Here is a 23,218-nt window from a genome sequence, read left to right as displayed (position 1 = left end):
GGGCCGGGGGCTCTCAGGCCGGGGGCTGTCGGCTGCGGCCGGTTTGGCGGTGGTGGGTAGCGGGCTTCGGGTAGCAGGCGTCGGGTGAGGCGCGGGAATGTGGCCGTGGCGCAGGTGAGGACGCTGGTCGGCACGCTATCGTGATGCGGTGATCGCCGACGACGCACTCGTACAGGTACTCCCCGGGTCCGTCACCGCCCGGTACACACCCGACGACCTCGCCGAATTGGTTGTGCTGCAGCGCTGTTGCTGGGTTCAAGAGGCCCTCGCCAACGACACACTCGACATCCCGGCGTTGCATGAGACCATCGCCGAGGTCGGCGACTGGGCGCAGGCCTGGACGACGCTGACGGTGCGTCTCGGTCACCGTCTGGTGGCCGCGGTGCGGGGCCGCGCGATGCACGACTCCGAGTGGGAGATCGGACGTCTGATGGTGGCGCCGGATCTGGCCGGTCGCGGTGTCGGATCGGTGCTGCTGGGCGTCGTCGAGTCGTTGGCGCCGGACACCACCGAGCGCTTCACGCTGTTCACCGGCGCTCAGAGCAGCCGGAACATCCGGATGTACGAGCGTGCGGGGTATCTACTGGCCGAGTCGTCCCCGGATGGTTCGGTCGGGGTCGTGAACCTACAGAAGTCGGCGCGCTAGAAGTCGGTGCGCTGAGTGCTCGGGGTCGCGCTGAGCGCGCCCTGAAGAACCGCTTTCGCGCGGCCGAGTCGACCCGCCCCGCCACGCGTCGCCCCGCCGCGCGTCGCCCCGCCACGCGCCGGCCCGTACCGCCCAAAATCTGCCGCACAGCACCGAGCCGCGCGCAATATCCACACGACAACTCGCACAGCGGCAGATTCTGGTCAGCCCGGGCCCGACCGAGCAGACCGAAACCCGCCGCACCCGAGCCAACCCCGCCCCAACCAAAAACTGCCGCACAGCACCGAGCCGCGCGCAATATCCACACGACAACCCGCTCAACGGCAGATTCTGGTCAACCCGAGCCCGGACTCGACCGAGCAGACCGAAACCCGCCGCACCCGAGCCAACCCCGCTCAGCGGCCGAAGAGGCGGTTGACGAAGGGGATCGAATCCGCCTGCGAGGCGATCAGGGTCCCGCTGTGGTCGCTCGGATACGTCCGGAAGGTGACGGGCTGACGGTTGGCGGTCAGCCGCGCGACGTAGGCGGCCGTGGTCGGGAACGGGACGTCGGTGTCGACGAGGCCGTGCCCCATGTAGAACGGCTTGTCGAATCCGCTCTCGGGCATCGCCATGTAGTCGCGGAGCACGCCGACGAAGTTCGGTCGGCTCGCGAGCGGCGCGCTGAAGTAGTCACCGAGCGAAACCCCACGCAACTCGGCTTCGAAGTCCTCGACACAGGCTGTCTCCGCTCGTGCGGCCCAGCGCTTACCGGTCGGTGTCAGGATGCGGTCGATGCCCAGTTCCGGGTGCGCGTACCGCAGACTGGCGACGATGTAACTGACGTAGGCCGTCAGCGCGGGCGAGATCGCGATCGGCGGGACCTTGGGCCCGGCCGCGAGGAGCAACTGTTCGATGTAGGCGGGCGTCCCCGTCCCCGCAGCGCCGCGGTAGTCGAGCTCCCGACCACCGAATTGCGTCGCGTAGCGCGCGGTGTAGATGGCGGCTCCGCCACCCTGGGACTGCCCGACGACTGCCCACGATCGTGAGAGTCGTTGTCCGACCGGTAGGTCACGACTGTGCTCGCGCCCGGCAGCGACCATGTCGACGACGTTGTGCGCGGTGGTCCGCCCGTCCAGGTAGGTCGGTAGCCCCGGTGTACCGAGTCCGGTGTAGTCGCTGGCGACGATCGCGTAGCCCTGCTTCAACCAGTTGCCGAGGTACGGCAGGTCACGCTCGGGCAGGGCCGGTCCGCGACGCGACGGCGCGCAGGAGTCGCCGAGTCCCGCCGTGCCGTGGGCCCACGAGATGACCGGCCAGCCACCGGCCGGCGCGGTGCCCGACGGGATGAAGACGGTCCCGGTGCTGAGCGCGGGCTTGCCGAATGTGTCGGTGGTTCCGTACGTCAGCACCGACGCCTTCGCCGACCCAGGCACCCAGAGGTTGCGCGGCAGGTCGCGCACCCCGACGACCTCTCCGGGCCGAACCGGGGCTGCGGTTGCCGGCGCGGCGGAGAACGCGGTCACACAGACCGTCGCCGCCGCAATCGTCGCCACGCCCCGCGACACCAGATGGTTGAGCTTCATGTCCGACCGCCTCCCGACCCGACGGCCACACCGACGGGCCGACCTGATCACCATAGGACCCCCGGCGGCCGCGGCACACGGGTCGTCACCGAATCTTCGGGTCGGGCCGGCAACCATGGTTGCCGACGACCGTGAGGACCCGACGACCATGGTTGCCGACGACCGTGGTCACCGACCGTCGACCGCAGCTCACTTCTGCCAGCCGACATCCTCGACGGGGCCGATGTAGAACTGGCCCGCGCCGTAATTGGCCAGTCCCTGTTTGGTCGCGACCATCGCCGGTCCGTTGAACAGCGGGAGATCCGAGAACTGCCCGAAGGCCTGACGCTCCAAAACATTGCCGCGTGCGATCTGCGCCTTCGGGTCGGCGATGCGTGCCAGCTTGCGGATCTCCGCGTCGAGCTCAGGCGAACCGGCGCCCGCCCGGTTCAGCTGCGAACCCTCGCACCAGATCTGGCAGAAGTACGCCGTGCCGTACGGATCGGTGGACTGGAACCCCATCAGGAAGAGGTCGAACTCCTTGTTGATGACGACCTGTGAGAAGTCGGAGTTCGGTCGGACGGGCAGGGCGATGTCGATGCCGATCTGCCGCAACATCGCCTGTAGGGCGCGCGCAAGGTTCTGGACCGCGGGTGAGTCACCCAGCAGCGGCAGACTCAGCTGGAGTGATCGGCCGTCGCGCTGCCGGATCCCGTCATCGCCGACGCGCCACCCGGCTCGGTCGAGCAGTTGGCGGGCGCGACCTTGGTCGTAGTCGATGACTCCGGAGACGTTGTCGGTGTATCCGGGCTGGAACGGGTACATCACCAGCGACCCCAGCAACGGCTCGGTGAAGTTGAGTCCGGTGAAGCGGATTCGCGCGAGCGTTGCCCGGTCGATGCCGCGGAGCAGCCCTTCTCGCACCCGCGGGTCCGAGAGCAACGGGGCGTCCAGGTTGACTATCAGCAGCGACTTCTGCGGCGACGATGCGGTGCGGATGTCGATGTCGCCCATCGTCAGGACTTGGGCGCGGGCATCCTTGCTGGCAAAGGACAATGCGTCGAGCTCGCCGTTGCGAAAGGCGTTCAGCGACGCCTGGTCCTCCATCTGGCGGAACACCCGACGGTCGAGTTTGCCTCGCTTGCCCCACCATTGGGGATTGCGTTCCAGCACGACCGTCCGGGCGTTCGCGTCGTACGAGCTGATGGTGTACGGCCCCGCTCCCCACTCCGGATGCGGATTCCGCAGGTAGCCACGGTTGAACGTCTGGGCATCGGCGGCCTTGGGGTGCATCAGGTAGTTGAAGAGACCGTTGGGCCAGGCCCAGATGTCCTCGAAGCGGACGACGGCCTGCCTGTCGTCGACGCCCCTTGTCACCGACTCGATCTGGTCGTATCCGTCGGTGGAGCTGACGACGTAGGAGGGATCGACGCCCCGACTGACCCGCCAGGTCGAGTCGAAGGAGCGCCAGTCGATCGGGGTGCCGTCGTTGAAATGCGCCTTCGGGTTGATCGTGTAGGTCACCACGGTCTTGCCGTCGACGACCTCGGTGCGGACGTCGGTCAGGAAGTCGCGGTTGAACGAGTAGGTCCCGTCGGGTGCGAAGTAGGCGAGCGTGGGATTGAACCAGCGCCAGACGGTCTGCGCGTATGCGGTCGAGTCGGCGTGGAAGATGTTCCACTGCGGCGTGATCTCCGGCAGCGCGGTGGTCAGCGACCCGCCCTCGCTGATCGCCGATCGCGGCTGCGGGTTGATCTCCGGTTCGGTCGATCCCGACGGCCCGCCGTCGAGCGCGGCCCCACATCCGGCCGATGCCGCGACGACCATCAGAGCGGCCGCCACCACTGCGGCCGACCGGCGGACGAGACCGCTCCCCGTCGTGATCATGACGACTCCTCGAGGACGAGATCGGTGTGGTGACAGGCAGATCGGTGGCCTGTCCCGACCTCACGCAATTGCGGGAACTCGTCGATGCACCGGCCACGCCGAGCGGGATCGAGTGTCGGATGGAGCGGACACCGGGACACGAACGGACAGCCGACCTGTTGTTCGGTCGGCGCAGGCGGCTCGCCACGCAGCCGGATCGGGACGCGACGACGTTCGACCACCGGGTCGGGCACCGGCACCGCCGACAGCAATGCCCGGGTATACGGGTGCGCAGGCGCGCCGAACACATCGGCGACCGCGCCGATCTCACTGAATCCACCGAGATACATCACTGCGACGCGATCGGCGAGGTGGGCGATGACCGACAGGTCGTGTGCCACGACCAGATAGGCAACACCGGTCTGTTCCTGCAGTTCGCGGAGCAGCGTAACGACATCCGCCTGCACCGACACGTCGAGCGCCGACAGCGGTTCGTCCAGCACGATGAGATCCGGCTCGGTGGCCAGTGCCCGCGCGATCGCGATGCGCTGACGCTGACCGCCGGAGAACGCAGCCGGGAAGCGATCCGCGTGGGACGGATCGAGCCCGACCCGGCGGAGCAGGGTGGTCACGCGATCCTCGGTGTCGCGGCGCGAGAGGCCCAGCGCACGAAGCGGTTCGGCGACGACGTCGTAGGCGGTGAAACGCGGATCGAGCGCCTCCCCGGGATCCTGGAAGACCATCGACACGTCACGGCGCAGGGTGCGGACCCGTCGCCGGTCTGCCGTCGCCGGATCGACGTCCCCGATCCGGACCACTCCCGCGGGCTGCGAGAACTCCAGCAGCTCACGCAACGTCGTCGACTTGCCGCTCCCCGACTCTCCGACGATCGCCAGCGTCTCGCCTGCTCGGATGTCGAAAGTGACCCCCGTGACCGCTCGGACCGCACCGACCTTGCGGCGGAGCACCGACGACGTCAGCGCGAACTCTTTCCGGAGATCTCGTACCGAGAGCACCACGGGGGAGTCGGTATCGACAGTTCGCGTGAGCCCGCCGGTACGTATCGGATAGACGGGCACGCCGTTGATCTCACCGGCGGCGTCGATCTCGTCGGCCCGGATGCAGGCCACCGAATGACCGTCGGCGATGTCCCGTAGCACCGGCTCGGACTCCCGACAACGGTCCTCCGCGATCGGGCATCGCAGCACGAACGGACACGCGTCCGCGACGTCGACGAACGTGGGCGGCGTGCCGGGCACTGCGGTCAGCGGCACCGTCGTGTCGCCCAGACGTGGCACGGCTCCGAGCAATCCGATGGTGTACGGCATGCTGGGTGCGGTGAACGTGGTGTCCACGTCGGCGGTCTCGACGGCCCGGCCGGCGTACATCACCACGACGTCGTCCGCTGTGCCGGCGACGACGCCGAGGTCGTGGGTGATCAGCATCAGTGCGGCATCCGTGCGGTCGCGGACCGATGCCAGCAGGTCGAGGATCTGGGCCTGGACCGTGACGTCGAGTGCCGTGGTCGGCTCGTCGGCGATGATCAGTGCAGGATCGTTGGCGATGGCCATCGCGATCATGACCCGCTGGCGCATCCCGCCGGAGAGCTCATGGGGAAAGGCTGCCGCTCGTCGCGCCGGATCGGCGATACCCACGGCTGCAAGTAGTTCCACCGCCTCACGCATCGCCTCGCGGCGTCCCACCGACCGGTGGACGCCGATCGCCTCGGCGATCTGAGCACCAACCGTGTAGACCGGCGTCAACGCCGACAGCGGGTCCTGGAAGATCATCGCGACCTCCCGCCCACGGATCCGCGACAGCGCGCGGTCGTCGAGACCCAGCAGCTCGCGGCCGGCCAACTGCACCGATCCCGTGACGGTGGCAGCCTCCGGGAGCAATCCCATGACCGCCAGGGCCGTGACCGACTTCCCCGAGCCGGACTCACCGACCACGGCCAGTGTCGATCGGGGCGCGATGTCGAAGTCGGCACCCCGCACCGCATCCACCCGTCCGGCCTCGCTACCGAAGGAGACCGACAGATCGCGCACACGCAATACCGGGGGTGCGCCCCGGGCGAGGTCGTCGGAGGCGGCAGCGGCGGGTTCACCGGCGGTGGTCGTCATCGGCGGGTCCCCCTGTGTCGGCGGTGGCGAGAAGTGACGAGCGATCATCGGCGTACCCCTGTGCGAGCCCTGGGGTCCAACGCATCTCGGAGGCCATCGGCGATCAGGGCCATCGAGACCGTCAGCAGCGTCAATGTCGCCGCCGGGAAGTAGAACAGCCAGGGCGATGCCGCCAGCGATCCGGCCCCGGACTGCAGCAGACCGCCGAGGGAGACGTCGGGAATGGCGACCCCCAGGCCGAGGAAGGAGAGTCCGGTCTCGGCGAGCACGGTGGCGACCACCCCGAGCGCGAAGTTGATGACGAGCAGCGACGCGAGGTTGGGCAGGATGTGCCGGACGATGATCACCGGCGCCGGTTCGCCCAGATACCGCGCTGCGGTGACGTAGTCGCGTTCGCGGATCGACACCGCCATCGAATGGATGATGCGCGCCAACATCATCCACCCGAACAGGGTGAGCACCACTATCAGCCAGCGCCAGTCCCCGCCGGTCGAGCTGGAGACGAGCGCGAGGATCAGGAAGGTCGGTACCACCAGCAGCAGGTACAGGATGCCCAGCACGACACGCTGCACCCAGCCGCCGAAGTACGCCGCGCCCGCACCCACCAGGGCGGCGAGCACGGTGGTGCCGGCCGCGACCGACAGCGCGATCGTCAACGACCGCTGCAGACCGTGCACCACCTGCGCGTAGAGGTCGTTGCCCGCATCGTTGGTCCCGAACCAGTGATCCGCCCCGGGCGGGAACCCGATGGCGAGGAAGTCGGTGTCGGTGTACGAGTGCGATGCGAACACGTCGCCGAGCACCGCGAAGAGCACGAGTGCGATGAAGACGACGAGACCCGCCATCGCAGATCGATGGCGCGCGAACCGCTTCGCGACCAGGCGTCCACGTCCGGACGGTCGGCGGGCGACCGGCGCGTCGCGACCACCGGCGTCGTCGTCCTCGTAATACGTTGCCATGTCAGCCCACCCGGACCCGGGGATCGAGATAGACCACCACGATGTCGGCCAGGATGGCGCCGACAGCCGTCGTCAGAGCACCGAAGGCGGCCACCGCGACCGCGCCGTGGATGTCGTTGGTGCCGATGGAGGTCACGAAGTATCTGCCCATCCCTTCCCAACCGAAGATGGTCTCGGTGATCACCGCTCCGACGAACACCGCGGGGATCGCGAAGGCCACGCCCACCGCGACCGGGATGATCGCGGTACGCAGTGCGTGTCGCCGGACAGCAGTGCCCCGGGTCAAGCCCTTGGCGCGGGCCGTGCGCACATAGTCGGCATCGATGGTGTCGAGGAGCAGTGAGCGCTGGACGAAGTGGAGACCGGCGTACTGCACCACGACGAGCGTGAGCGTCGGGAGGATCAGGTGCCGCAGGCGGTCGGCAAGTACCGGGAAGAAGCCGTGGACATCGACTCCGCCGGACCCGGCGACGTAGAGGACGGTGTGCCCGACCGACTGGTTCAGCGAGATGCCGAGCAGCACGATGCCGAGGCCGGCCACGGCGACCGGGATGTTGATGGCGGCGATGGAGATGAACTGCCATGCGCGGTCGGCGAATCGGTATTGCCGCAGCGCGGTGTACACCCCGAGTCCCACTCCGAGGACCGTCGCGATGATCGTGGCCCCCGCTACCAGTTGTACCGAGGTGAGAATGCGGTAGCCGACCTCGCCGTTCACGCTCTCACCGACCGGGGTCGCTCCCCAGTCCCAGTGCAGCAGGATGCCACTGAGCCACGTCCACCAACGCTCGATCAACGGCGTCTTGTCGTTCAGGTTGTAGCTGGTGAGCGTCGTGTCGACCACGGAGTCGGGTAGCGGCGGCCGGCGCAACGCGTAGTTCGAGCGCGGGTCGAGAAACCAGGTGGCGAGGAACCAGGTCAGATTGGTCGCCAGGAAGACCAGCACCGCCCAGGTCGCGATGCGCTTACCGACGTATCCGATCACCGCTGCCCCACTGCGGAGCTGCGATCGTCGGCGCACGGCATGGCTGTTCCCCCGTCACTCGAGTCGGCCGGATGCGGGCTGGGCATCCGACGCGGGCCGGACCGGGCCCGTGGACGTGGGAGACAGTCTGACAGGAGAGTCGGCATCGTGCCGGGGTTCGGCGCGCGGTGGGTCGGGCACACGGGCGGCACCGGGCCGGTTTGTCCGTGACGGTTTGTCCGTGACGGATTGTCCGGTGACGGTTTGTCGCCGAAGGCGGCAGGTATCGCGGCGACGGGGTCGATAATCGGGAGATGAGCTGTAACTACCTGATGGACATGGACGGCGTGCTCGTGAGCGAGGAGCACCTCATCCCGGGCGCCGACGCCTTCCTCGCGGAACTGCGCGAACGAGAGGTCCCGTTCACGGTCCTCACCAACAACTCGATCCGTACCCCTCGCGACCTCCGTGCCCGACTCCTCGGCATCGGACTCGACATCCCGGAGGAGTCCATCTGGACGTCGGCGCTGGCAACCGCGCGCTTCCTCGAGACGCAGCGTCCGGGTGGTACCGCGTACGTGGTCGGCGAGTCGGGTCTGACGACGGCGCTACACGAGATCGGTTACGTCATCACCGATGTCGAGCCCGATTACGTGGTCCTCGGCGAGACCCGCACCTACTCCTTCGAGGCGATCACCACCGCGATCCGTCTGGTCGAACGAGGTGCGCGGTTCATCGCCACCAACCCCGACGCGACGGGTCCGTCGTCGAGCGGATCGCTACCTGCGACGGGTGCGGTGGCGGCCTTGATCACCCGCGCGACCGGCCGCGACCCCTACTACGTCGGAAAGCCCAATCCGCTGATGATGCGATCGGCGCTGCGGCAGATGGGTGCCCACTCGGAGAACACGTTGATGATCGGTGATCGGATGGACACCGACATCATCGCCGGCCTGGAGGCGGGCATGCAGACGATCCTGGTGCTGTCGGGGATCTCGACACCGCAGTCGGTCGAGCTCTACCCGTACCGGCCGACCCGTGTCATCTCGTCGGTCGCAGATCTGGTCGGTCACACCGACAATCCCTTCGAGGTCGCGCAGCCCTGACTCATGGGCCGGGTCGTCGGGTCCGGTCTGACGGGTCTGGCTACACCGACACGGCCGCACCGGGAACCGTTGCGATTGGGAATGGTCGTGGCTCGTCGGCCGCGTCATCGCCGACTTCTCCACGCACGACGGCGACCGGTCCACCACGTGGAGCCGGCCGCCGTTCGATGTCCGACGAGGTGCGGGTCTCAGGCGAGCGCCTTGGCCTTCAACGCATCGAACTCCTCCTGGGTGATGGCACCCGATTCGTGGAGCTTCTTGGCCTCGGCGATCTGCTGCGCCGGAGTCGTGCCGGCCACCGACTTGATGTAGTCGTCGGAGGCCTGCTTGGCCTCGGCCACCGCGGCGCGCTGACGCTCGGCCATGCCCCGACCCTTGAACAGCAGGTAGGCGATGGCCGTGAGATACGGGAGGATGATCAGGAAGACCACCCACACCGCCTTTTCCAGACCGGATGCCGCTTTGTCGCGGAACAGGTCGGTGATGACGTGCCAGAGCACGATGAGGTAGGCCACGAACGCGAAGATGACGATCGTGTACCAGAGGAAATCCCAGAACGAGTCCCACATGGGGCGGCTCCTTCGTAAGAGGGGAGGAGACCGGCGCACGGTTGGGGGGCGGCGCCGGTGCGTCGGCATGGACGCGCACATAGAGTCCCACAACGAGGCACTTCGCGACGGTCGAACGACCAGCGTGGACCCACCGGCGAGAACTCGTCATCGCCACCATGGCGTCGCCCGCCGGGCGACCTGATCCGGAAGGCCCCCGATGGAACTGGGACTCGACACCTTCGGCGATGTCACCGTCGATGCGGACGGCACGCCGCGAACCGCTGCGCAGTCCCTGCGCGATCTCGTCGAACAGGCTGAGCTCGCCGACCGGGTCGGCATCGACTTCATCGGCGTCGGCGAACACCACCGCGACGACTTCGCGGTGTCGGCACCCGAGGTGGTCCTCGGCGCGATCGCCGCACGCACCGAACGCATTCGCGTCGGGTCTGCCGTGACGGTGCTGAGTTCCGACGATCCGATCCGGGTCTTCGAACGCTTCGCCACCGTGGACGCCTTGTCGAACGGTCGCGCCGAGGTGATCCTGGGTCGCGGGTCGTTCACCGAGTCCTTCCCGCTGTTCGGGTACGACCTCGCCCAGTACGAAGAACTCTTCACCGACAAGCTGTCGCTCTTCGACCTGCTCCGCCGCGGGGAGCCGGTCACGTGGTCGGGTTCGACGCGCACCCCGTTGACCGCCCAGTCGGTGTATCCGCAGCTGGAGAACGCCCCCTTGCCGACATGGATCGCGGTCGGCGGCAGCCCGGAGTCGGTGGTGCGTGCGGCGTCCTACGGTCTACCGCTCATGCTCGCGATCATCGGTGGCGATCCACTCCGGTTCACCCCGTACGCGGACCTCTACCGGCGAGCGCTGCGCGAGACCGGTCACGACGAACTGCCCATCGGCGTGCACTCGCCCGGACACGTGGCCGACTCGGACTCCGAAGCGCGCGACCAGCTCTGGCCGCACTATCGGGTGTACATGGACCGCATCGGCCGCGAACGCGGATGGCCGCCGGTGACCCACATCGAGTTCGAACGGGCCACGGGACCCGGCGGGTCGCTCTACGTCGGCTCCCCCGACACCGTCGCCGCAAAGATCGCGGGCACCGCTTCTGCGCTGGGCCTCAGTCGATTCGACATGAAGTACTCACACGGCACCCTGGGCCACGCGGCCCTGATGCGCAGCATCGAGTTGTACGGGACCGAGGTGATCCCCCGGGTGCGAGCGCTGCTCGCAGCGGGGTGAGTCAACGGCGGGCGAGGACCAGCGCGAAATCTCGAGCGCCGTCGGTCCACGTGCGCACCTCGGTCAGTCCGGCGCGGGCCAGCTCAGCGGTCAGCTCGGCACGGTCGAACTTGGTACTGATCTCGGTGGCGATCTCCGTGCCGGCCGACGCGCGCCACTCCTTCTGCAGCACCCCGAACCACGCGACGACGTCGCGGCGTGCTCGCAGCGACATCTCCATCCGGTGCTCGCGTGGATTCCATCGCGCGACATGGTCGAAGTCACCGGCGTAGAGACCCGTGGTGTCCAGGCCGGTACGCAGCACCTCGATCATGTTGCGGCTGAAATCCGCGGTGACCCCGGCGCGGTCGTCGTAGGCGGCGAGAAGCCGACCGGTGTCCTTGATCAGGTCGGCACCGAGCAGGAGGAAGTCACCGGTCCGCAGGGCGGACGAGAGCCGGGACAAGAACTTCTCCCGACCGTCGGTGTCGAAGTTGCCGATCGTGCTGCCGAGGAATGCGGCCACGAGTGGACCGTCCGCGTCGGGCAATGTCAGGCCGTCGGCCGTGAAATCGGCGACCTGCGGGGTGATGTCGATGCTCGGATAGTCGACGGCCAGTGTCGCGGACGCCTCGGCCAAGATCTCGGCGCTCACGTCCAGGGGCACATACCGCGGCCGCTCGGTCACACCGGCGGCGGCGTCCGAGTGCCGATCGGCGAACGCGGTGAGCAGCAATCGCGTCTTGGTCGAGGTACCCGAGCCGAACTCGACGAGTGTCGATGCATCGGTGGACGCGGCGATCTCGGCGCCGTGCGCGCGCAGGATCTCGGTCTCACGGCGCGTCGGGTAGTACTCGGGCAGTCGGGTGATCTCGTCGAAGAGCCGGCTGCCACGCTCGTCGTAGAGCCACTTGGTCGGCAGGGTCGGCGGGTCCTGCCACAGACCCGCCAAGACGTCAGTGGCCAGCGGGTCGTCGATGTCGACGGTCGTCGGGCGAGTCGTCATCGGGCGAGTCGCAGCCCCGAGAAGGCCCAGCGTGATGCGGCCGGAAAGAAGTTCCGGTAGGTGGCGCGCTCGTGTCCTGGAACCGTGACCGCACTCGCACCACGGAGCACATGCTGGTCGTTCATGAACTTCCCGTTGTACTCGCCGACAGCGCCGTTGGCCGGCACGAATCCGGGATAGGGCAGGTACGCACTGGCCGTCCACTCCCACACGTCGCCGATCATCGCCGCGCCCGCACGACCGGGATGACATCGGTCGGGGTCGAGCAACTGACCGCGCGCATCGCCCGCGGTGACCGCCGCTGCCTCCCACTCGAACTCGGTGGGCAATCGGGCGCCTGCCCACCGAGCGAAGGCGTCGGCCTCGAAGAACGACACGTGCAGGACAGGCTCGTCGGCGACCACCGGCCGCCGACCCGAGAGCGTGAACGTCGTCCACCCGTCGTCACCCGACTCCCAGTAACCGGGTGCCTCCCACGCGGTCTGCCCGAGATGCGCCCAACCGTCGGAGAGCCACAGCTCGTGACGGTGGTAGCCGCCGTCGGCGATGAACTCGAGCCAGTCGGCATTGGTGACCGCCCGCTCGGCGATCTCGAAGTCTTCCAGGTAGACCCGGTGCCGCGGCCCCTCGTTGTCATACGAGAATCCCGCGGGGTCGGCACCCGGTGCCGGGGCACCGATCTCCGTCACGCCGCCCGATACCGATCGCCAGGTCAGCGGCTCGGGTGCGTGCGCATCGTCGGCCGGACGGTCGACGTAGGCCGGACCGAACGCATGCGTCGAGAACAGGTGCTTGATGTCCATCAGCAGCAGTTCCTGGTGCTGCTGCTCGTGGTGGCAGCCCAACTCGATCAGGTCGAGTGCGGCGTCGTCGAGTGCGCCAGACTCGATCGCCTCGACCACCGCGGAGTCGACGTATTCGCGATAGCCGCCTACCTCCGCCGCACCCGGTCGGGTGACCAGACCGCGGTCGGGTCGCGGATGCCGTGCGCCGACGGCCTCGTAGTACGAGTTGAAGAGGTACCGGTAGCTCTCGTCGTACACGGCATAGGAGGGCAGCGGCCGCAGGATGAACTCTTCGAAGAACCAGGTGACGTGTGCGCGATGCCATTTCGCCGGGCTCGACTCGGTCATCGACTGCGGGACCTGGTCCTCCGGCGACAACCGGGACGCCAACAGGTCGGTGAGACCGCGGACGCCGAGGAACCGGCTGGCGAGTGCGGACGTGCTGTCGGTGTGGATGCTCGGGTCGGTGATGCTCATTGCTGCCTCCCGCGGGGGATGGTCGGGCCGGACCAGAAGCTGTCTTCATCGTCACCGCCGCTTCCGGGGGTGTCAACGCGGCGGGCAGGGCGTGATGCGACCGTCACGAATCGACCGCGAACGGTCGCGTGCGACGTGGACATCACCCTCGTACCCGCGACGAAAGCTGATCACACCCCACCGACAGTTTCTGCGCGAGTGTGCATTCATACAGGTCAGACGCATCGTCAACCCAGGGTTGACGCACAGCCATGCGTCAACCTAGAGTTGACGCATGGCTGTGGAACCACGACTCCTGACCAATGTCCGACTCGACGACCTCATCGCGGCGATCCAGAAGGTGCACGACGAGCCACTCGAGCAGTTGTCGGGAGCGGTCGTCGCGGCCGAGCATCTCGGCGACGTCGCCGACAGCCTGATCGGGCACTTCGTCGACCAAGCACGCCGAAACGGTGCCTCCTGGACGGAGATCGGATCGAGCATGGGCGTCACCAAACAGGCCGCGCAGAAGCGATTCGTCGCCCGCGCGAAGGACGCGCCCACGGATGCGAACCCGTTCGCGCGGTTCACCCCTCGGGCCAAGAACAGCATCGTGGCGGCGCACGAGGCGGCAGTCGCCGCAGAGTCGGCGGCGGTGACGCCAGAACACCTCGCCCTGGGTCTCTTCGCCGAGCCCGAGTCCCTCGCCGTGCTGGCCCTACGAGCGCAGGACGTCGACACCGATCGCTTGGCCGAGTTGCTCAGGGCCTCGTCCCCCAAGGCGTCGACGCCTGCCGACGACGAGCCACCGGCCGCCCGAGCCTTCGTCCCGTACGACGATCGATCGAAAGCAGTCCTCGAGACGACGGTGACCACCGCAGTCGGCATGGGCCACAACTACGTCGGCACCGAGCACCTGTTGATCGCGCTGTTCACCGACGAGACGGTCGCGGCGGTGCTCGATGCCGTCGGCGCCGAGGCGTCGGCGACGCGCACACACGTCGAGGAGACGTTGGCTCAGATCTGATCGTCGGGCAGCGGTCGGTCGACCTCCGCCTCGTCGATCGCGTGCACCGCGGCCTCCTCGGCAGACGCCCCGGCACCGTCGATGCCGGCGTCGATGGCGATCTCCTCGCTGTCGACGTCCGGGCCGGTGCCACGGTCCGGGGCGATCAGGCGACCCGCGCGCTCGTCGCCGACCTCGCAATCGGTGCGGAACTCCGGGTCACTGTCGGACTCGTGCGATTCCCAGTCGGTCTCGCGGGCCCGCTCGTCACGTTCGATGTCATCGAGCGGATCGGTCGCCCCGACATCGGGCGTCTCCTCGGACAACCGCTCGTCGAGCGTCTCGCCCTCGCGCTGCTCCTCCGCCGTCAGTCCGCGTCGGGCGCCGCTGGGCGGGTAGTCGGGCGGCGAGAAGCCCTCGTCGAGGACATCGTCGACACCTCGGTCGTCCAGGGTGTCCTCCGGCTGCAGTTGATCGTCGGAGTCGAGGCTGTACTCCCCGTCCGACCCCTCCGGCGTGCTCCCGATGTCATAGGTGTCACTCATCTGTCTCACGATGCCAGCGCCGCCCGAATCCGGCCACCGTCGGGGCCGACCGGACCGGTCTGCGGGGTACGGTCGCCGACGTTTTCCGGCGATACACCGTACAGCGAACGGGCGACATCGACTGTTCGTCCACCCGTGACACGACATAAGGCGTGAAAAGCTGTTGACCGGGGCGATCGTCGCTTATCCTGCCTCCCATGACGACTCCTCCCGAACCGCCCAATCCCGGCACTCCGGGCCCTGACGAGGGCGCCGCGTACCCGCCGCCCCAGGGCTCCACACCCCCTCCCGGTGCATACCCGCCGCCGGGATCGAACCCGCCGCCTCCGGGCGCGTACCCGCCCCCGCCGGCCGGTGCGTATCCCCCGCCGGGGTCGAACCCGCCGCCTCCGGGCGCGTACCCGCCTCCGCCGGCCGGCTACGGCCCCGGAGACCAGGGTCCGGGCTACGGTGCTCCCGCAGGTTACGGCGCACCGGGATTCGCTCCGCAGCAGCAGTTCTCGGTGGGTGATGCGATCAGCTACGGCTGGAATCGCTTCAAAGACAACGTCGGCCCGTGGATCGGCATCGTGTTGGCCTTCTGGGTGATTAACGCGATCCTGCAGGTCATCAGTAACACCAGTTCACGTGACGGCGGCTGGGTGATCCCCTTCATCGTCGGCATCATCTCGATCCTGGTCGGGTACTTGTTCTCTGCCGCCTTCATCCGCGGCGCGCTGGACGAGAACGAGGCGCGCAAGCCCGGCTTCGGCGCCTTCTTCGCGTTCCGGAACTACGGACCGATCATCGCCACCGCGCTGTTGGTGGCGATCGGCACCATCGTCGGCCTGATCATCGTCATCATCCCAGGCATCATCTTCGCGTTCCTGACGTACTGGGCCCTGACCTTCGTGGTCGACAAGCAACTCGACCCGATCTCCGGTATCAAGGAGAGCTTCTCGATCATCAGCAAGAACGTCGGGCCGCTGTTGCTGCTGGCCCTGGCCAGCATCGGTCTCAACATCGTCGGCGCCATCCTGTGTGGCCTCGGACTGCTGGTGACCATTCCGGTCACCACGATCGCGAGCGTCTACGCCTACCGATTCTTCACCGGTGGCCAGATCGCTCCGCTGAATGCCGCACCGGCTGGCGGGCAGTACCCGCCGCAGTACTGATCGCGTAACTGCATCGAACATCGACGGCCGCTGCCTCATTACGAGGCGGCGGCCGTCGCCGTTGGTGCGGTTGGGTTCGGGCGGTTGGGTTCGGGCGGTGGACCAGGTCGGCGTGCTTTCCGGTGTCGGGTGCTGACCAAAAACTGCCGTCCAGCGAGGAGCCGAGTGGATATTGCACGCGAACCCCGGCTGGACGGCAGATTGTGGCCGACTTCTGTCGGGCACGCGAGCCCCCTCGGCCGGGACCCCGCACCTGAAACCCGCACCCACATCCCCGAAATGCGCCCGACTGGAAGCCGCCGCGACCGCATTGGCACCCGCGAACCGGCCGCGAGCAGATCTCAGATGAGCCCGGGCAGATTTCCGGGCCCGCGCGGGCAGCCCAACACGCGACCACCAACACCCGACTGACCCGACCAAAAACTGCCCTCCAGCGAGGAGCCGAGTGGATATTGCACACGATCCACCGCTGCACGGCAGATTGTGACCAGGACCGAGGACCCGAGTCGGGCCCGGCCACGTCGACCACCCTCCGACAGCGGCAGATCACGTCGATCCGGCCACGGTGGAGCCGACGGTCAGCGACACTGGAGAGGTGATCGAGGAGATCGAAGCGGAGGCCGCATCACTCCTGGCGGCAGGTGACTACGAGCAGGCTCTGGCCGAGTTCTCGGTGCTGCGCGAGATCAGGTCGCGGCGCGAGGGGCCGTACTCGGTGCGGTACCTGTCCGATCTGCACAACTGCGTGCGCTGCATGTCGCACCTGGAGCTGTGGGCCGACAGCATGCCTCTCTGCAGCGAGCTCCACGGCAAGTACGTGAACACCCACGGGCCCGGCGAGGCCGACACCGTCGACGTCGCGAAGCACTGGGCGTGGGCACTGGTTCATCTGCACGACTACCCGCCTGCGGTACGACTCTGGTTGATGACCGCCGATGCGCTCTGGGATGTCGACCCGGACCAGGCTCGTCGTCTGCTCGGCGCGGCTGTCGTGCACCGCGGTGACGCCCCCGCCGGACCGTCGACAGGTCAGACACTCATCGACGGGGCACAGCTGGCGCACAGTCGGGACGTGCTCGACGCCATCGACGCGGTTCTCGCCACGAACCCCGATCCGCTGACCGCCCGAGCGTCGGTGACCATCGACGGGTTGGCGTTGGCGTAGCGCAGTCAGGTCGACCGGGCTCGGGTCGGTTCGCCCCTGGCCGGACGGTCCCGGTCTGGTCGAAAACTGCCGCCCAGCACCGGGTCGCGTGCACTTATCCACACGACGCCCCGCTCCGCGGCAGATTGTGGACAAGCCGGATGGCCGCACAGCAGATTCTGGTCGAACCACCGGCACACCTCACCACCGTCAAAAACTGCCGCCCAGCGCCGAGTCGCGTGCACTATCCACACGACGCCCTGCTGGACGGCAGATTGTGGTCAGCTCCGGCCGAGCCCGAAACCCTGTCCGAGCCCCAACTCGAACCAACGCGAGCCCGGCCGACCCGACAACGCCTACGCAGCAACCTTCTTCGGCAACGTGAACAGGCTGGCGATACTGATGGCGATCAGCAGGATCGCGGCAACCCAGAGGAAGGTCGAGATCGCGAGGCCCGGGAGGAAGAGCATGACGATGCCGGCGAGGATCGAGATGATCCCGGACACGATGAGCAGCCATCGCGGAGCATGTGCGGAGCCCGAAGCCGCTGCGATCACGTCGCCGATGCCCTGGAAGATCCAGCCGATGCCGATGAACACGGCGAGCAGCCAGAGCGACTCCGCCGGGTTGAAGAGGGCGATGACGCCTGCGATCAGGATGAGCGCGCCCAGCACGCCGAGGAAGACACGCCATCCGGCGGGCAACAGTGACGCCGCGAAGGCTTGATAGAGCCGGAACACGCCGGTCGCGATCAACGCGATACCGAAGAGGATGGCGATGACCAACAACGTTGCGCCGGGCCAGACCAGCGCGATGATGCCCAGCACGATGCCGACGATCGCGGTGACGATCACCGTCGTCCGAACCGCACCCGTCAGCTCATCCGGGATCTGCTTTGCGTAATCTGCCAGTGTCATGAGCGAAGATTAGTACGCGGTCGGCGTTGTCGTCCTGGTTTACCTCTTCACTCTCGTAAACACGTGCACGTCAGCGACGTGTCGCCCCTAGCTGGACCACTCGCCGACGACGGCCGCCCACCTCTCGCCGACGAACGTGTCGCGGAAGGACCGTGGTGGCATCATCCATTGCATTCTTCGAGGCAACCGCCGACGGTCTGTTCACGCCGACGCAGTTCTCGCGCAGTCTCTGGGCGCCGGGGACACTGAACGGCCCAGCCGTGTGCGCGATCGCGGCGCGCGATGTCGAACTCGAGTTCAGCCGCCCCGGCTTCCGCCCGGCCCGGTTCACCATCGATCTGTTCAAGGCCGCCCGCCAGGCTCCGACGGCCACCCGCTCCCGGCTCGTTCGCGACGGTCGACGGATCTCCGTCGCGGAGACCGAGGTCGTGCAGTACCCCGGAGACCGTGGCGGGGACGCCGACGCGGAGATCGTCGTGGCCCGCGCGACGACCGTGTTCCTCCAGGAGTCCCAGTCGCCGCCCGGTGAGCGATGGTCCCGGCCGGAGGAGGAGTCCACCTTCCATCCGCCGACGGCCGCTCCGGACGACCTGATGCCGTGGTTCAGCGTCGACGATCCCGACCGGGATCCCGATGCCCCCGCATGGAATCAGGACATGGGCAGCAACCAGACCCCGCATCGCAAGCGGCTGTGGACCCGGTCCGCACCGCCGGTGGTCGGCGAGGAGCTGACTCCCTTCCAACGAGCTGTGACCAGCGCGGAGTCGACGAGCCTGGTGTCCAACTGGGGGTCGACCGGCATCGGCTTCATCAACTGCGACCTGACCGTCGCCCTCAGCCGACTCCCGGGCGGTGAACGGGTGGGCATCGAGACCGACACCCACATCGAGGACGACGGCATCTCGGTCAGCACCGCGACGCTCTACGACGTGCAGGGGCCGTTCGGCACCGGGATCGTCACGGCCGTGAACAACTCGGCGGCCCAGATCGACTTCACCACCGCCGACACCACGGGACGCTACAAAGAGGCGTGATCGCCTGACCTGCGACGACGCACGTGGGATCGAGCTCAGTGGTCTGAACGCACGTGCGGCTCTCAGGTCTTGATAAGGTCCACGCCATGATCTCGCGTCTCGCCCGAGCCCGGTGGCGGACAGTCGGGCTGGTGACGGCTGTATCGACCTCGCTCATCGTCGGCCTCGCCACCGCACCCAGCGCGTCCGCGGCTCCCGTCGCCGCAGCGCCGGGCTCGATCGTCGCCCGACTCACGGGGCCGGGCGCGATCAACGACACCGTCGGCCGCTACAACATCATGGGCACCGACCTCGGCGTCATGTGGGACAACGGCCGCGGCGAGATCCTCACCGCATTCGGCGACACCCAGTCCTTCAACGGCTGGTCGCTGCTCTACGGCCAGTTGTTCTACTGGCGGTCCAATGTGCTGCTGCGCAGCCGTGACCGCTACCTGGCCGACGGGATGACCTTCACCGGTCACGCGGGACGCCCCGGCCATGCCAAGCGACTGCTGAAGCCCAACCTGCGGCGCGAGGTCACGCTCATCCCGACCGCAGGCGTCGCAGCCAACGGCAAGCAGTACCTGAACTACATGTCCGTGAAGCACTGGGGCCAACCGGGTGTCTGGTACACCAACTTCGCCGGGCTCGCAGTGTCGTCCAACAATGGCCAGGACTGGCAACGCGTCAACGCCTATCGGCCCAACGGAGGCGGCAACCGCAAGTTCCAGATGGCCGCGTTCCTGAAGGTCGGGAACACCGTCTACACCTACGGCACACCCGACGGACGTTGGGGCGCAGTCTATCTGAGCCGGGTGAACGAAAAGGACATCGAGAACCTCGGCAAGTACGAGTACTTCTCGTACGGCAAGTGGGTTCGCAACAACCCCGAGTCCGCGACCCCGATCATGCCGGCACCGAGCGGTGAGTTGTCGGTGGCCTACAACGACTACCTCGGCAAGTACGTCTCACTCGCCACCAAGAACGGCGTAGTGCTCCGCACGGCCGACAACCCCTGGGGCCCATGGTCGTCCGGCGAGACAGTGGTGCCGGAGAACAACCCGTACTCGGGGTATGCCCCGTACATCCACCCGTGGTCGAAGGGCAACACCCTCTACTTCACGTACTCGATCTACCTGGGATACCAGGTCTACCTGATGCGATTGCCGTTGCGGCGGTAGTCGCTTCGGACCACCGGGTCGGTGCCGGGCGCTCGGCTGCCCGACCCGGCACCGACACCGGATCACGCTCCGAGCAGCTTCTTCATCCGGTCGATCTCCGCCCGCTGGGCGGCCGCGATCTGCTGGGCCAACACCTTCGATGCAGCATCCTTGCCATCGGCCATCTCGGCGTTCGCCATCGCGATGGCTCCCTCATGGTGACGGATCATGCCTTCGAGCCAGAGCTTGTCGAAGGCGGGCCCGCGAGCAGCCCGCAGTTTCGCGAGTTGATCGTCGGTGAGCATGCCTTCCATGCCACCGTGACCACCGTGGCCCGCGTGCTCGGAGTGGTCGTCCGACATCGTGGTGTCGACGCCCCATGAGCGCAGACGCGCTGTCATCAAGGCGATCTCGGGCTCCTGCGCGGCGCTGATCTCGGCCGCCAGCGTGCGGACGGCTGCGGTGTCGGTGCGCTCGTCGACGAGTCCGGCCATCGTGACGGCCTGCTGGTGGTGCGGGATCATCATCGAGTTGAACTCGACGTCGGCGTTGTTGTGCTCGGTCAGCGAGGTCCCCGACGAGTCGATCGCGGATGCGCTGGAGGACGCGGACGCGGAGTCACCGTCACCGCCGCACCCGGCGAGTAGTGCGGTGGCCACGATGCCGCCGAGAGCAATTGCGCAACAACGGTTCAGAGTGGTGTAAGAATCGGTTTTCACGAGAGTGATCTCCTTTGGATCCGTGATGAGGATGGTGCAGGTCCGCGCCATGCGGACAGCAAGGCTCTGCCGGCCGTGGAGCCCGGCGAGTTCATCGACTCAGCAGCGGATCACCTGTAAGCGCAGGTGCGAGAACACAGCCCAGGGTGGCGGACGTCCGAGCCGGAAGAGCCCCGCGGGGCGGGCACCCAGCGCGGCGCGGACCATCGGGAAGCCCCACCAGAACAGGATCGCGATGATCAGCGGGATCTCCGGTGCGCCCGACCGCGCGAAGACGCAGCCGTGCTGATGGACTCCGCAGTCGTGCGCGCTGTCGATCACGGTGCGAATGGTCGTGGTTGCCCGATCGATCGACTGGGGCGCCGGTGAATTCGCAGCCACGTGCCCGTCGGCGTGCTGTGAATCAGCGTGACCCTGATGTGGCGTGCCGTCACGACCAGCCACGTCGAGTTCGGTGGCGCGAACAGAGACGTTCGCAGACATCCCGTGCATCGGCTCGGCCATCGGCACCCCCGACATCGCAGACCCCGCCGTGGCGGAACCTGACGCGGCAGAACCCGACATGGCAGCGCCGGCGTCGGCATGTGTGATGACGGAGTGCATCAACATGACCGCGAAGGCCATACAGAGGATGATCAGCGCACCCGGCCACGAGCGTGGCGAGAGGCGCGGCACCGACATACCCCGGAGACTACCCGGACGCAGTGGCCGACCCCGTCGACGCCGAATCCGCATCGGCCTCTGCCGCCGCTTTCCGGCGTCTGGCTCGCGGTGTCAGCCAGCGGGCATCGACGATCCGATAGGTCAGGATCACCGCGGCGGCCAGACCCCAGCCGAGCAGGATGTCGATCACGTAGTGCTCACCGGTGAAGACCAGCGCGAACGCCATCGTGAGCGCGTAACCCATGAACAGTGTTTTTCCGAGCGCCTTCACTCGCGGCCACATGAACAGGGCCAAGAGCATCGTCAAGCCGGCGTGGAGCGACGGGATCGCGGCGACCAGGTTCGCTTTGCCCTGACCCAGCTGCAGCAGGTTGGACGCGGTCTGGAAGTTGAGGTACTCCCAACCGCGCGCCGAGATGCGTTCGACGTACGGGGCCGCTCCCGGATTGCTGGGATCGACCTGGCCGAGCAGGCCCCCGCTCGGATCGGGCGCCGGGTCGTACATGCAGAGCGGGTCGTGCGGATGGTCGACGACCTCGGCGGCCGTGCACTTGGCTGCTGCCCACGGCGGCGCCGCGGGCAGGAGGGTGTACCCGACCAATGCGAGGAACGTCGTCGCCACGAAGCAGGCCGCGTAGCGACGCCACGCGGCGCGGTCCCGGAGCCACAGGACCGCGGCCACGGCGTAGGGGACGATGAAGTAGGACATGTAGACGACGCTGGTGATGACCTCCCACCAGGTCGGCCCCGCGTGTTTGAGATGACTCTGGAGGAAGACCGTCGGGTTGACGCCGAACATCCAGTTGTCGATGTCGACGGCCAGGTGCCAATGCGTGGGCATCCCGAGCCACACCGCGACGTCGCGGGTCCAGTCGTAGAGCATCAGGATCAACGCGAACGGCAGCCAGTCGATGATGACGGTGAGTGCGCTGCGCCGACCGATCGACGCGGCCAGCAGGCCGAGGACCAGGAGGACGATCAGACGGGTGCGATCGAAGGCGAACCCGTGCTGCCAGAACTCGTAGACGATGAGCGCGGCCCAGGCGGCGATCGCGATCCATCGCACCTTGGTGAGGTCGCGGCGCTGTTCGGACGGGGTGTCGGGCGCTGCCGCCGCGGCGAAGTCGGCGAGGATCGGGTCGACGCCCGTCGAGAGAGTCCGATCATCGTCGGATTCGGTGGCGGTCACGTCCGCGCGCCGGGTGTCGGGAGCCCCGGGGGCACGTGGGACGTCCGTCTCGTCAACACTCACCGCACCTGTCCCCTGCCAGCCCGTACCCGGGCAACGCCTCGTCGCTTGCCGTTAGCCTAGTGAACTCCCGCCGTTGGTGATGCGTTCACGCTCCGGAGAGTCAGGACCGAACCGGTACCGGCGTCCTAGACTAGTGGCGTGAGTCACACCGGACGAGGGGAGTGAGGCGTGACCAACCGCTACCTCCATTACGGCAACCAGCGCTACATCATCACCAAGGAGGCCGAAGCCCGGCTGAACCGCACACTCGATGCGGTCTACGCCGACGGGAGTCGGGGCCACGAATGGCTTCATCTCTACCCGGACACCGAGGCACCCTGTCGGCTGCTGATCGCGACCGGGGTTCCGCTGACCATCGAGACCGAGGTCGGGATCGGGGACTGACCCGCCGACCGCGCCCTATCGGCCGCTCCC

Annotated in this window: 22 protein-coding genes; 9 read left to right on the top strand and 13 right to left on the bottom strand. The window is 67.6% G+C overall.

Features of this window, described 5'->3' with window-relative positions; all coding sequences use genetic code 11:
* Positions 1–148 precede the first annotated feature (148 nt).
* Complete coding sequence (locus GS4_RS22270) at positions 149–646, top strand: GNAT family N-acetyltransferase (protein WP_007624839.1); 498 nt, start codon at positions 149–151, stop codon at positions 644–646.
* A gap of 395 nt (positions 647–1,041) precedes the next feature.
* Here GS4_RS22270 and GS4_RS22265 read toward each other — a convergent pair whose 3' ends face one another.
* From GS4_RS22265 to GS4_RS22245, 5 genes are all read right to left on the bottom strand, one after another.
* Positions 1,042–2,211 carry a lipase family protein gene (locus tag GS4_RS22265; RefSeq protein WP_007624837.1) on the bottom strand — a complete coding sequence of 390 codons (1,170 nt, stop codon included), beginning with the start codon at positions 2,209–2,211 and terminating at the stop codon, positions 1,042–1,044.
* A 189-nt stretch (positions 2,212–2,400) separates the two neighbouring features.
* Positions 2,401–4,077, bottom strand: a complete 1,677-nt coding sequence (locus GS4_RS22260; RefSeq protein WP_007624834.1) for an ABC transporter family substrate-binding protein — start codon at positions 4,075–4,077, stop codon at positions 2,401–2,403.
* Complete coding sequence (locus tag GS4_RS22255; protein ID WP_007624833.1) at positions 4,074–6,179, bottom strand: dipeptide ABC transporter ATP-binding protein; 2,106 nt, start codon at positions 6,177–6,179, stop codon at positions 4,074–4,076. The genes GS4_RS22260 and GS4_RS22255 overlap by 4 nt, the downstream gene beginning before the upstream one ends.
* Before the next feature lie 44 nt (positions 6,180–6,223).
* Entirely contained in the window at positions 6,224–7,138 is a 915-nt protein-coding gene (locus GS4_RS22250; RefSeq protein WP_007624828.1) for an ABC transporter permease, read from the bottom strand.
* Between the two features lies 1 nt (position 7,139).
* Positions 7,140–8,123, bottom strand: coding sequence for an ABC transporter permease (locus GS4_RS22245; protein ID WP_007624827.1), 984 nt, complete (start codon positions 8,121–8,123; stop codon positions 7,140–7,142).
* Between the two features lie 293 nt (positions 8,124–8,416).
* Here GS4_RS22245 and GS4_RS22240 point away from each other — a divergent pair, with 293 nt between their 5' ends.
* Positions 8,417–9,208, top strand: coding sequence for an HAD-IIA family hydrolase (locus GS4_RS22240; protein ID WP_007624826.1), 792 nt, complete (start codon positions 8,417–8,419; stop codon positions 9,206–9,208).
* A 188-nt stretch (positions 9,209–9,396) separates the two neighbouring features.
* Here the strand turns inward: GS4_RS22240 and GS4_RS22235 are convergent, their stop codons facing one another.
* A complete protein-coding gene (locus tag GS4_RS22235) occupies positions 9,397–9,777 on the bottom strand; it encodes an SHOCT domain-containing protein (RefSeq protein WP_007624825.1) in 381 nt (126 codons plus the stop codon).
* 199 nt (positions 9,778–9,976) lie between these two features.
* On the opposite strand from GS4_RS22235, the gene GS4_RS22230 reads away from it, so the two are divergent.
* Positions 9,977–11,005 (top strand): LLM class flavin-dependent oxidoreductase, encoded by a 1,029-nt coding sequence (locus GS4_RS22230; protein WP_007624824.1) that lies wholly within the window; start codon positions 9,977–9,979, stop codon positions 11,003–11,005.
* A gap of 1 nt (position 11,006) precedes the next feature.
* Here the strand turns inward: GS4_RS22230 and egtD are convergent, their stop codons facing one another.
* Both egtD and egtB read right to left on the bottom strand, forming a co-directional pair.
* Positions 11,007–11,990, bottom strand: a complete 984-nt coding sequence (gene egtD, locus GS4_RS22225) for an L-histidine N(alpha)-methyltransferase (protein WP_007624823.1) — start codon at positions 11,988–11,990, stop codon at positions 11,007–11,009.
* Positions 11,987–13,252, bottom strand: coding sequence for an ergothioneine biosynthesis protein EgtB (gene egtB, locus GS4_RS22220; RefSeq protein ID WP_007624822.1), 1,266 nt, complete (start codon positions 13,250–13,252; stop codon positions 11,987–11,989). Before egtB ends, egtD begins: the two co-directional genes overlap by 4 nt.
* A gap of 274 nt (positions 13,253–13,526) precedes the next feature.
* Here egtB and GS4_RS22215 point away from each other — a divergent pair, with 274 nt between their 5' ends.
* Positions 13,527–14,258 carry a Clp protease N-terminal domain-containing protein gene (locus GS4_RS22215; protein WP_007624821.1) on the top strand — a complete coding sequence of 244 codons (732 nt, stop codon included), beginning with the start codon at positions 13,527–13,529 and terminating at the stop codon, positions 14,256–14,258.
* Here GS4_RS22215 and GS4_RS22210 read toward each other — a convergent pair.
* Complete coding sequence (locus GS4_RS22210; RefSeq protein WP_007624819.1) at positions 14,249–14,782, bottom strand: DUF5709 domain-containing protein; 534 nt, start codon at positions 14,780–14,782, stop codon at positions 14,249–14,251. The genes GS4_RS22215 and GS4_RS22210 overlap by 10 nt on opposite strands.
* 197 nt (positions 14,783–14,979) lie before the next feature.
* On the opposite strand from GS4_RS22210, the gene GS4_RS22205 reads away from it, so the two are divergent.
* Together GS4_RS22205 and GS4_RS22200 are read left to right on the top strand one after the other, a co-directional pair.
* Positions 14,980–15,936: a DUF2189 domain-containing protein gene (locus GS4_RS22205; protein WP_007624817.1), complete on the top strand. Its 957-nt coding sequence runs from the start codon at positions 14,980–14,982 to the stop codon at positions 15,934–15,936.
* 595 nt (positions 15,937–16,531) lie between these two features.
* Positions 16,532–17,101 (top strand): hypothetical protein, encoded by a 570-nt coding sequence (locus GS4_RS22200; protein ID WP_040511511.1) that lies wholly within the window; start codon positions 16,532–16,534, stop codon positions 17,099–17,101.
* Positions 17,102–17,436: 335 nt separating this feature from the next.
* Here GS4_RS22200 and GS4_RS22195 read toward each other — a convergent pair whose 3' ends face one another.
* Positions 17,437–17,997, bottom strand: coding sequence for an HdeD family acid-resistance protein (locus GS4_RS22195; RefSeq protein ID WP_007624813.1), 561 nt, complete (start codon positions 17,995–17,997; stop codon positions 17,437–17,439).
* Between the two features lie 155 nt (positions 17,998–18,152).
* On the opposite strand from GS4_RS22195, the gene GS4_RS22190 reads away from it, so the two are divergent.
* Together GS4_RS22190 and GS4_RS22185 are read left to right on the top strand one after the other, a co-directional pair.
* Positions 18,153–19,031 carry an acyl-CoA thioesterase domain-containing protein gene (locus GS4_RS22190; RefSeq protein ID WP_007624812.1) on the top strand — a complete coding sequence of 293 codons (879 nt, stop codon included), beginning with the start codon at positions 18,153–18,155 and terminating at the stop codon, positions 19,029–19,031.
* Between the two features lie 86 nt (positions 19,032–19,117).
* Positions 19,118–20,191 (top strand): glycoside hydrolase family 183 protein, encoded by a 1,074-nt coding sequence (locus tag GS4_RS22185; RefSeq protein WP_007624811.1) that lies wholly within the window; start codon positions 19,118–19,120, stop codon positions 20,189–20,191.
* A gap of 62 nt (positions 20,192–20,253) precedes the next feature.
* On the opposite strand, the gene GS4_RS22180 is transcribed toward GS4_RS22185, so the two are convergent.
* The 3 genes from GS4_RS22180 to GS4_RS22170 form a co-directional block, all read right to left on the bottom strand.
* The gene (locus tag GS4_RS22180) at positions 20,254–20,889 is read right to left on the bottom strand and encodes a DUF305 domain-containing protein (protein WP_245555801.1); all 636 of its coding nucleotides are present in this window, start codon (positions 20,887–20,889) and stop codon (positions 20,254–20,256) included.
* A gap of 99 nt (positions 20,890–20,988) precedes the next feature.
* Positions 20,989–21,570 (bottom strand): hypothetical protein, encoded by a 582-nt coding sequence (locus GS4_RS24960; protein WP_007624809.1) that lies wholly within the window; start codon positions 21,568–21,570, stop codon positions 20,989–20,991.
* A gap of 10 nt (positions 21,571–21,580) precedes the next feature.
* Complete coding sequence (locus GS4_RS22170; protein ID WP_007624807.1) at positions 21,581–22,804, bottom strand: phosphatase PAP2 family protein; 1,224 nt, start codon at positions 22,802–22,804, stop codon at positions 21,581–21,583.
* Between the two features lie 168 nt (positions 22,805–22,972).
* Between GS4_RS22170 and GS4_RS22165 the strand changes: the two genes are divergently transcribed.
* Complete coding sequence (locus GS4_RS22165) at positions 22,973–23,188, top strand: hypothetical protein (protein ID WP_007624805.1); 216 nt, start codon at positions 22,973–22,975, stop codon at positions 23,186–23,188.
* Positions 23,189–23,218: the final 30 nt, after the last annotated feature.

Source organism: Gordonia soli NBRC 108243, from assembly GCF_000334455.1.
In the GTDB taxonomy this organism is placed as follows: domain Bacteria; phylum Actinomycetota; class Actinomycetes; order Mycobacteriales; family Mycobacteriaceae; genus Gordonia; species Gordonia soli.
The sequence above is the reverse complement of the archived record's forward strand: the minus strand, read 5'-3'. Positions and strand labels throughout refer to the sequence as shown.

What these genes read in the sequence shown, in the direction of transcription:
- GS4_RS22265 (WP_007624837.1), bottom strand. Translation starts at nt 2,211, where the DNA reads ATGAAGCTCAACCATCTGGTGTCGCGGGGCGTGGCGACGATTGCGGCG.
- GS4_RS22260 (WP_007624834.1), bottom strand. Translation starts at nt 4,077, where the DNA reads ATGATCACGACGGGGAGCGGTCTCGTCCGCCGGTCGGCCGCAGTGGTG.
- GS4_RS22255 (WP_007624833.1), bottom strand. Translation starts at nt 6,179, where the DNA reads ATGACGACCACCGCCGGTGAACCCGCCGCTGCCGCCTCCGACGACCTC.
- GS4_RS22250 (WP_007624828.1), bottom strand. Translation starts at nt 7,138, where the DNA reads ATGGCAACGTATTACGAGGACGACGACGCCGGTGGTCGCGACGCGCCG.
- GS4_RS22240 (WP_007624826.1), top strand. Translation starts at nt 8,417, where the DNA reads ATGAGCTGTAACTACCTGATGGACATGGACGGCGTGCTCGTGAGCGAG.
- GS4_RS22235 (WP_007624825.1), bottom strand. Translation starts at nt 9,777, where the DNA reads ATGTGGGACTCGTTCTGGGATTTCCTCTGGTACACGATCGTCATCTTC.
- GS4_RS22230 (WP_007624824.1), top strand. Translation starts at nt 9,977, where the DNA reads ATGGAACTGGGACTCGACACCTTCGGCGATGTCACCGTCGATGCGGAC.
- egtD (WP_007624823.1), bottom strand. Translation starts at nt 11,990, where the DNA reads ATGACGACTCGCCCGACGACCGTCGACATCGACGACCCGCTGGCCACT.
- egtB (WP_007624822.1), bottom strand. Translation starts at nt 13,252, where the DNA reads ATGAGCATCACCGACCCGAGCATCCACACCGACAGCACGTCCGCACTC.
- GS4_RS22215 (WP_007624821.1), top strand. Translation starts at nt 13,527, where the DNA reads ATGGCTGTGGAACCACGACTCCTGACCAATGTCCGACTCGACGACCTC.
- GS4_RS22210 (WP_007624819.1), bottom strand. Translation starts at nt 14,782, where the DNA reads ATGAGTGACACCTATGACATCGGGAGCACGCCGGAGGGGTCGGACGGG.
- GS4_RS22205 (WP_007624817.1), top strand. Translation starts at nt 14,980, where the DNA reads ATGACGACTCCTCCCGAACCGCCCAATCCCGGCACTCCGGGCCCTGAC.
- GS4_RS22195 (WP_007624813.1), bottom strand. Translation starts at nt 17,997, where the DNA reads ATGACACTGGCAGATTACGCAAAGCAGATCCCGGATGAGCTGACGGGT.
- GS4_RS22185 (WP_007624811.1), top strand. Translation starts at nt 19,118, where the DNA reads ATGATCTCGCGTCTCGCCCGAGCCCGGTGGCGGACAGTCGGGCTGGTG.
- GS4_RS24960 (WP_007624809.1), bottom strand. Translation starts at nt 21,570, where the DNA reads ATGTCGGTGCCGCGCCTCTCGCCACGCTCGTGGCCGGGTGCGCTGATC.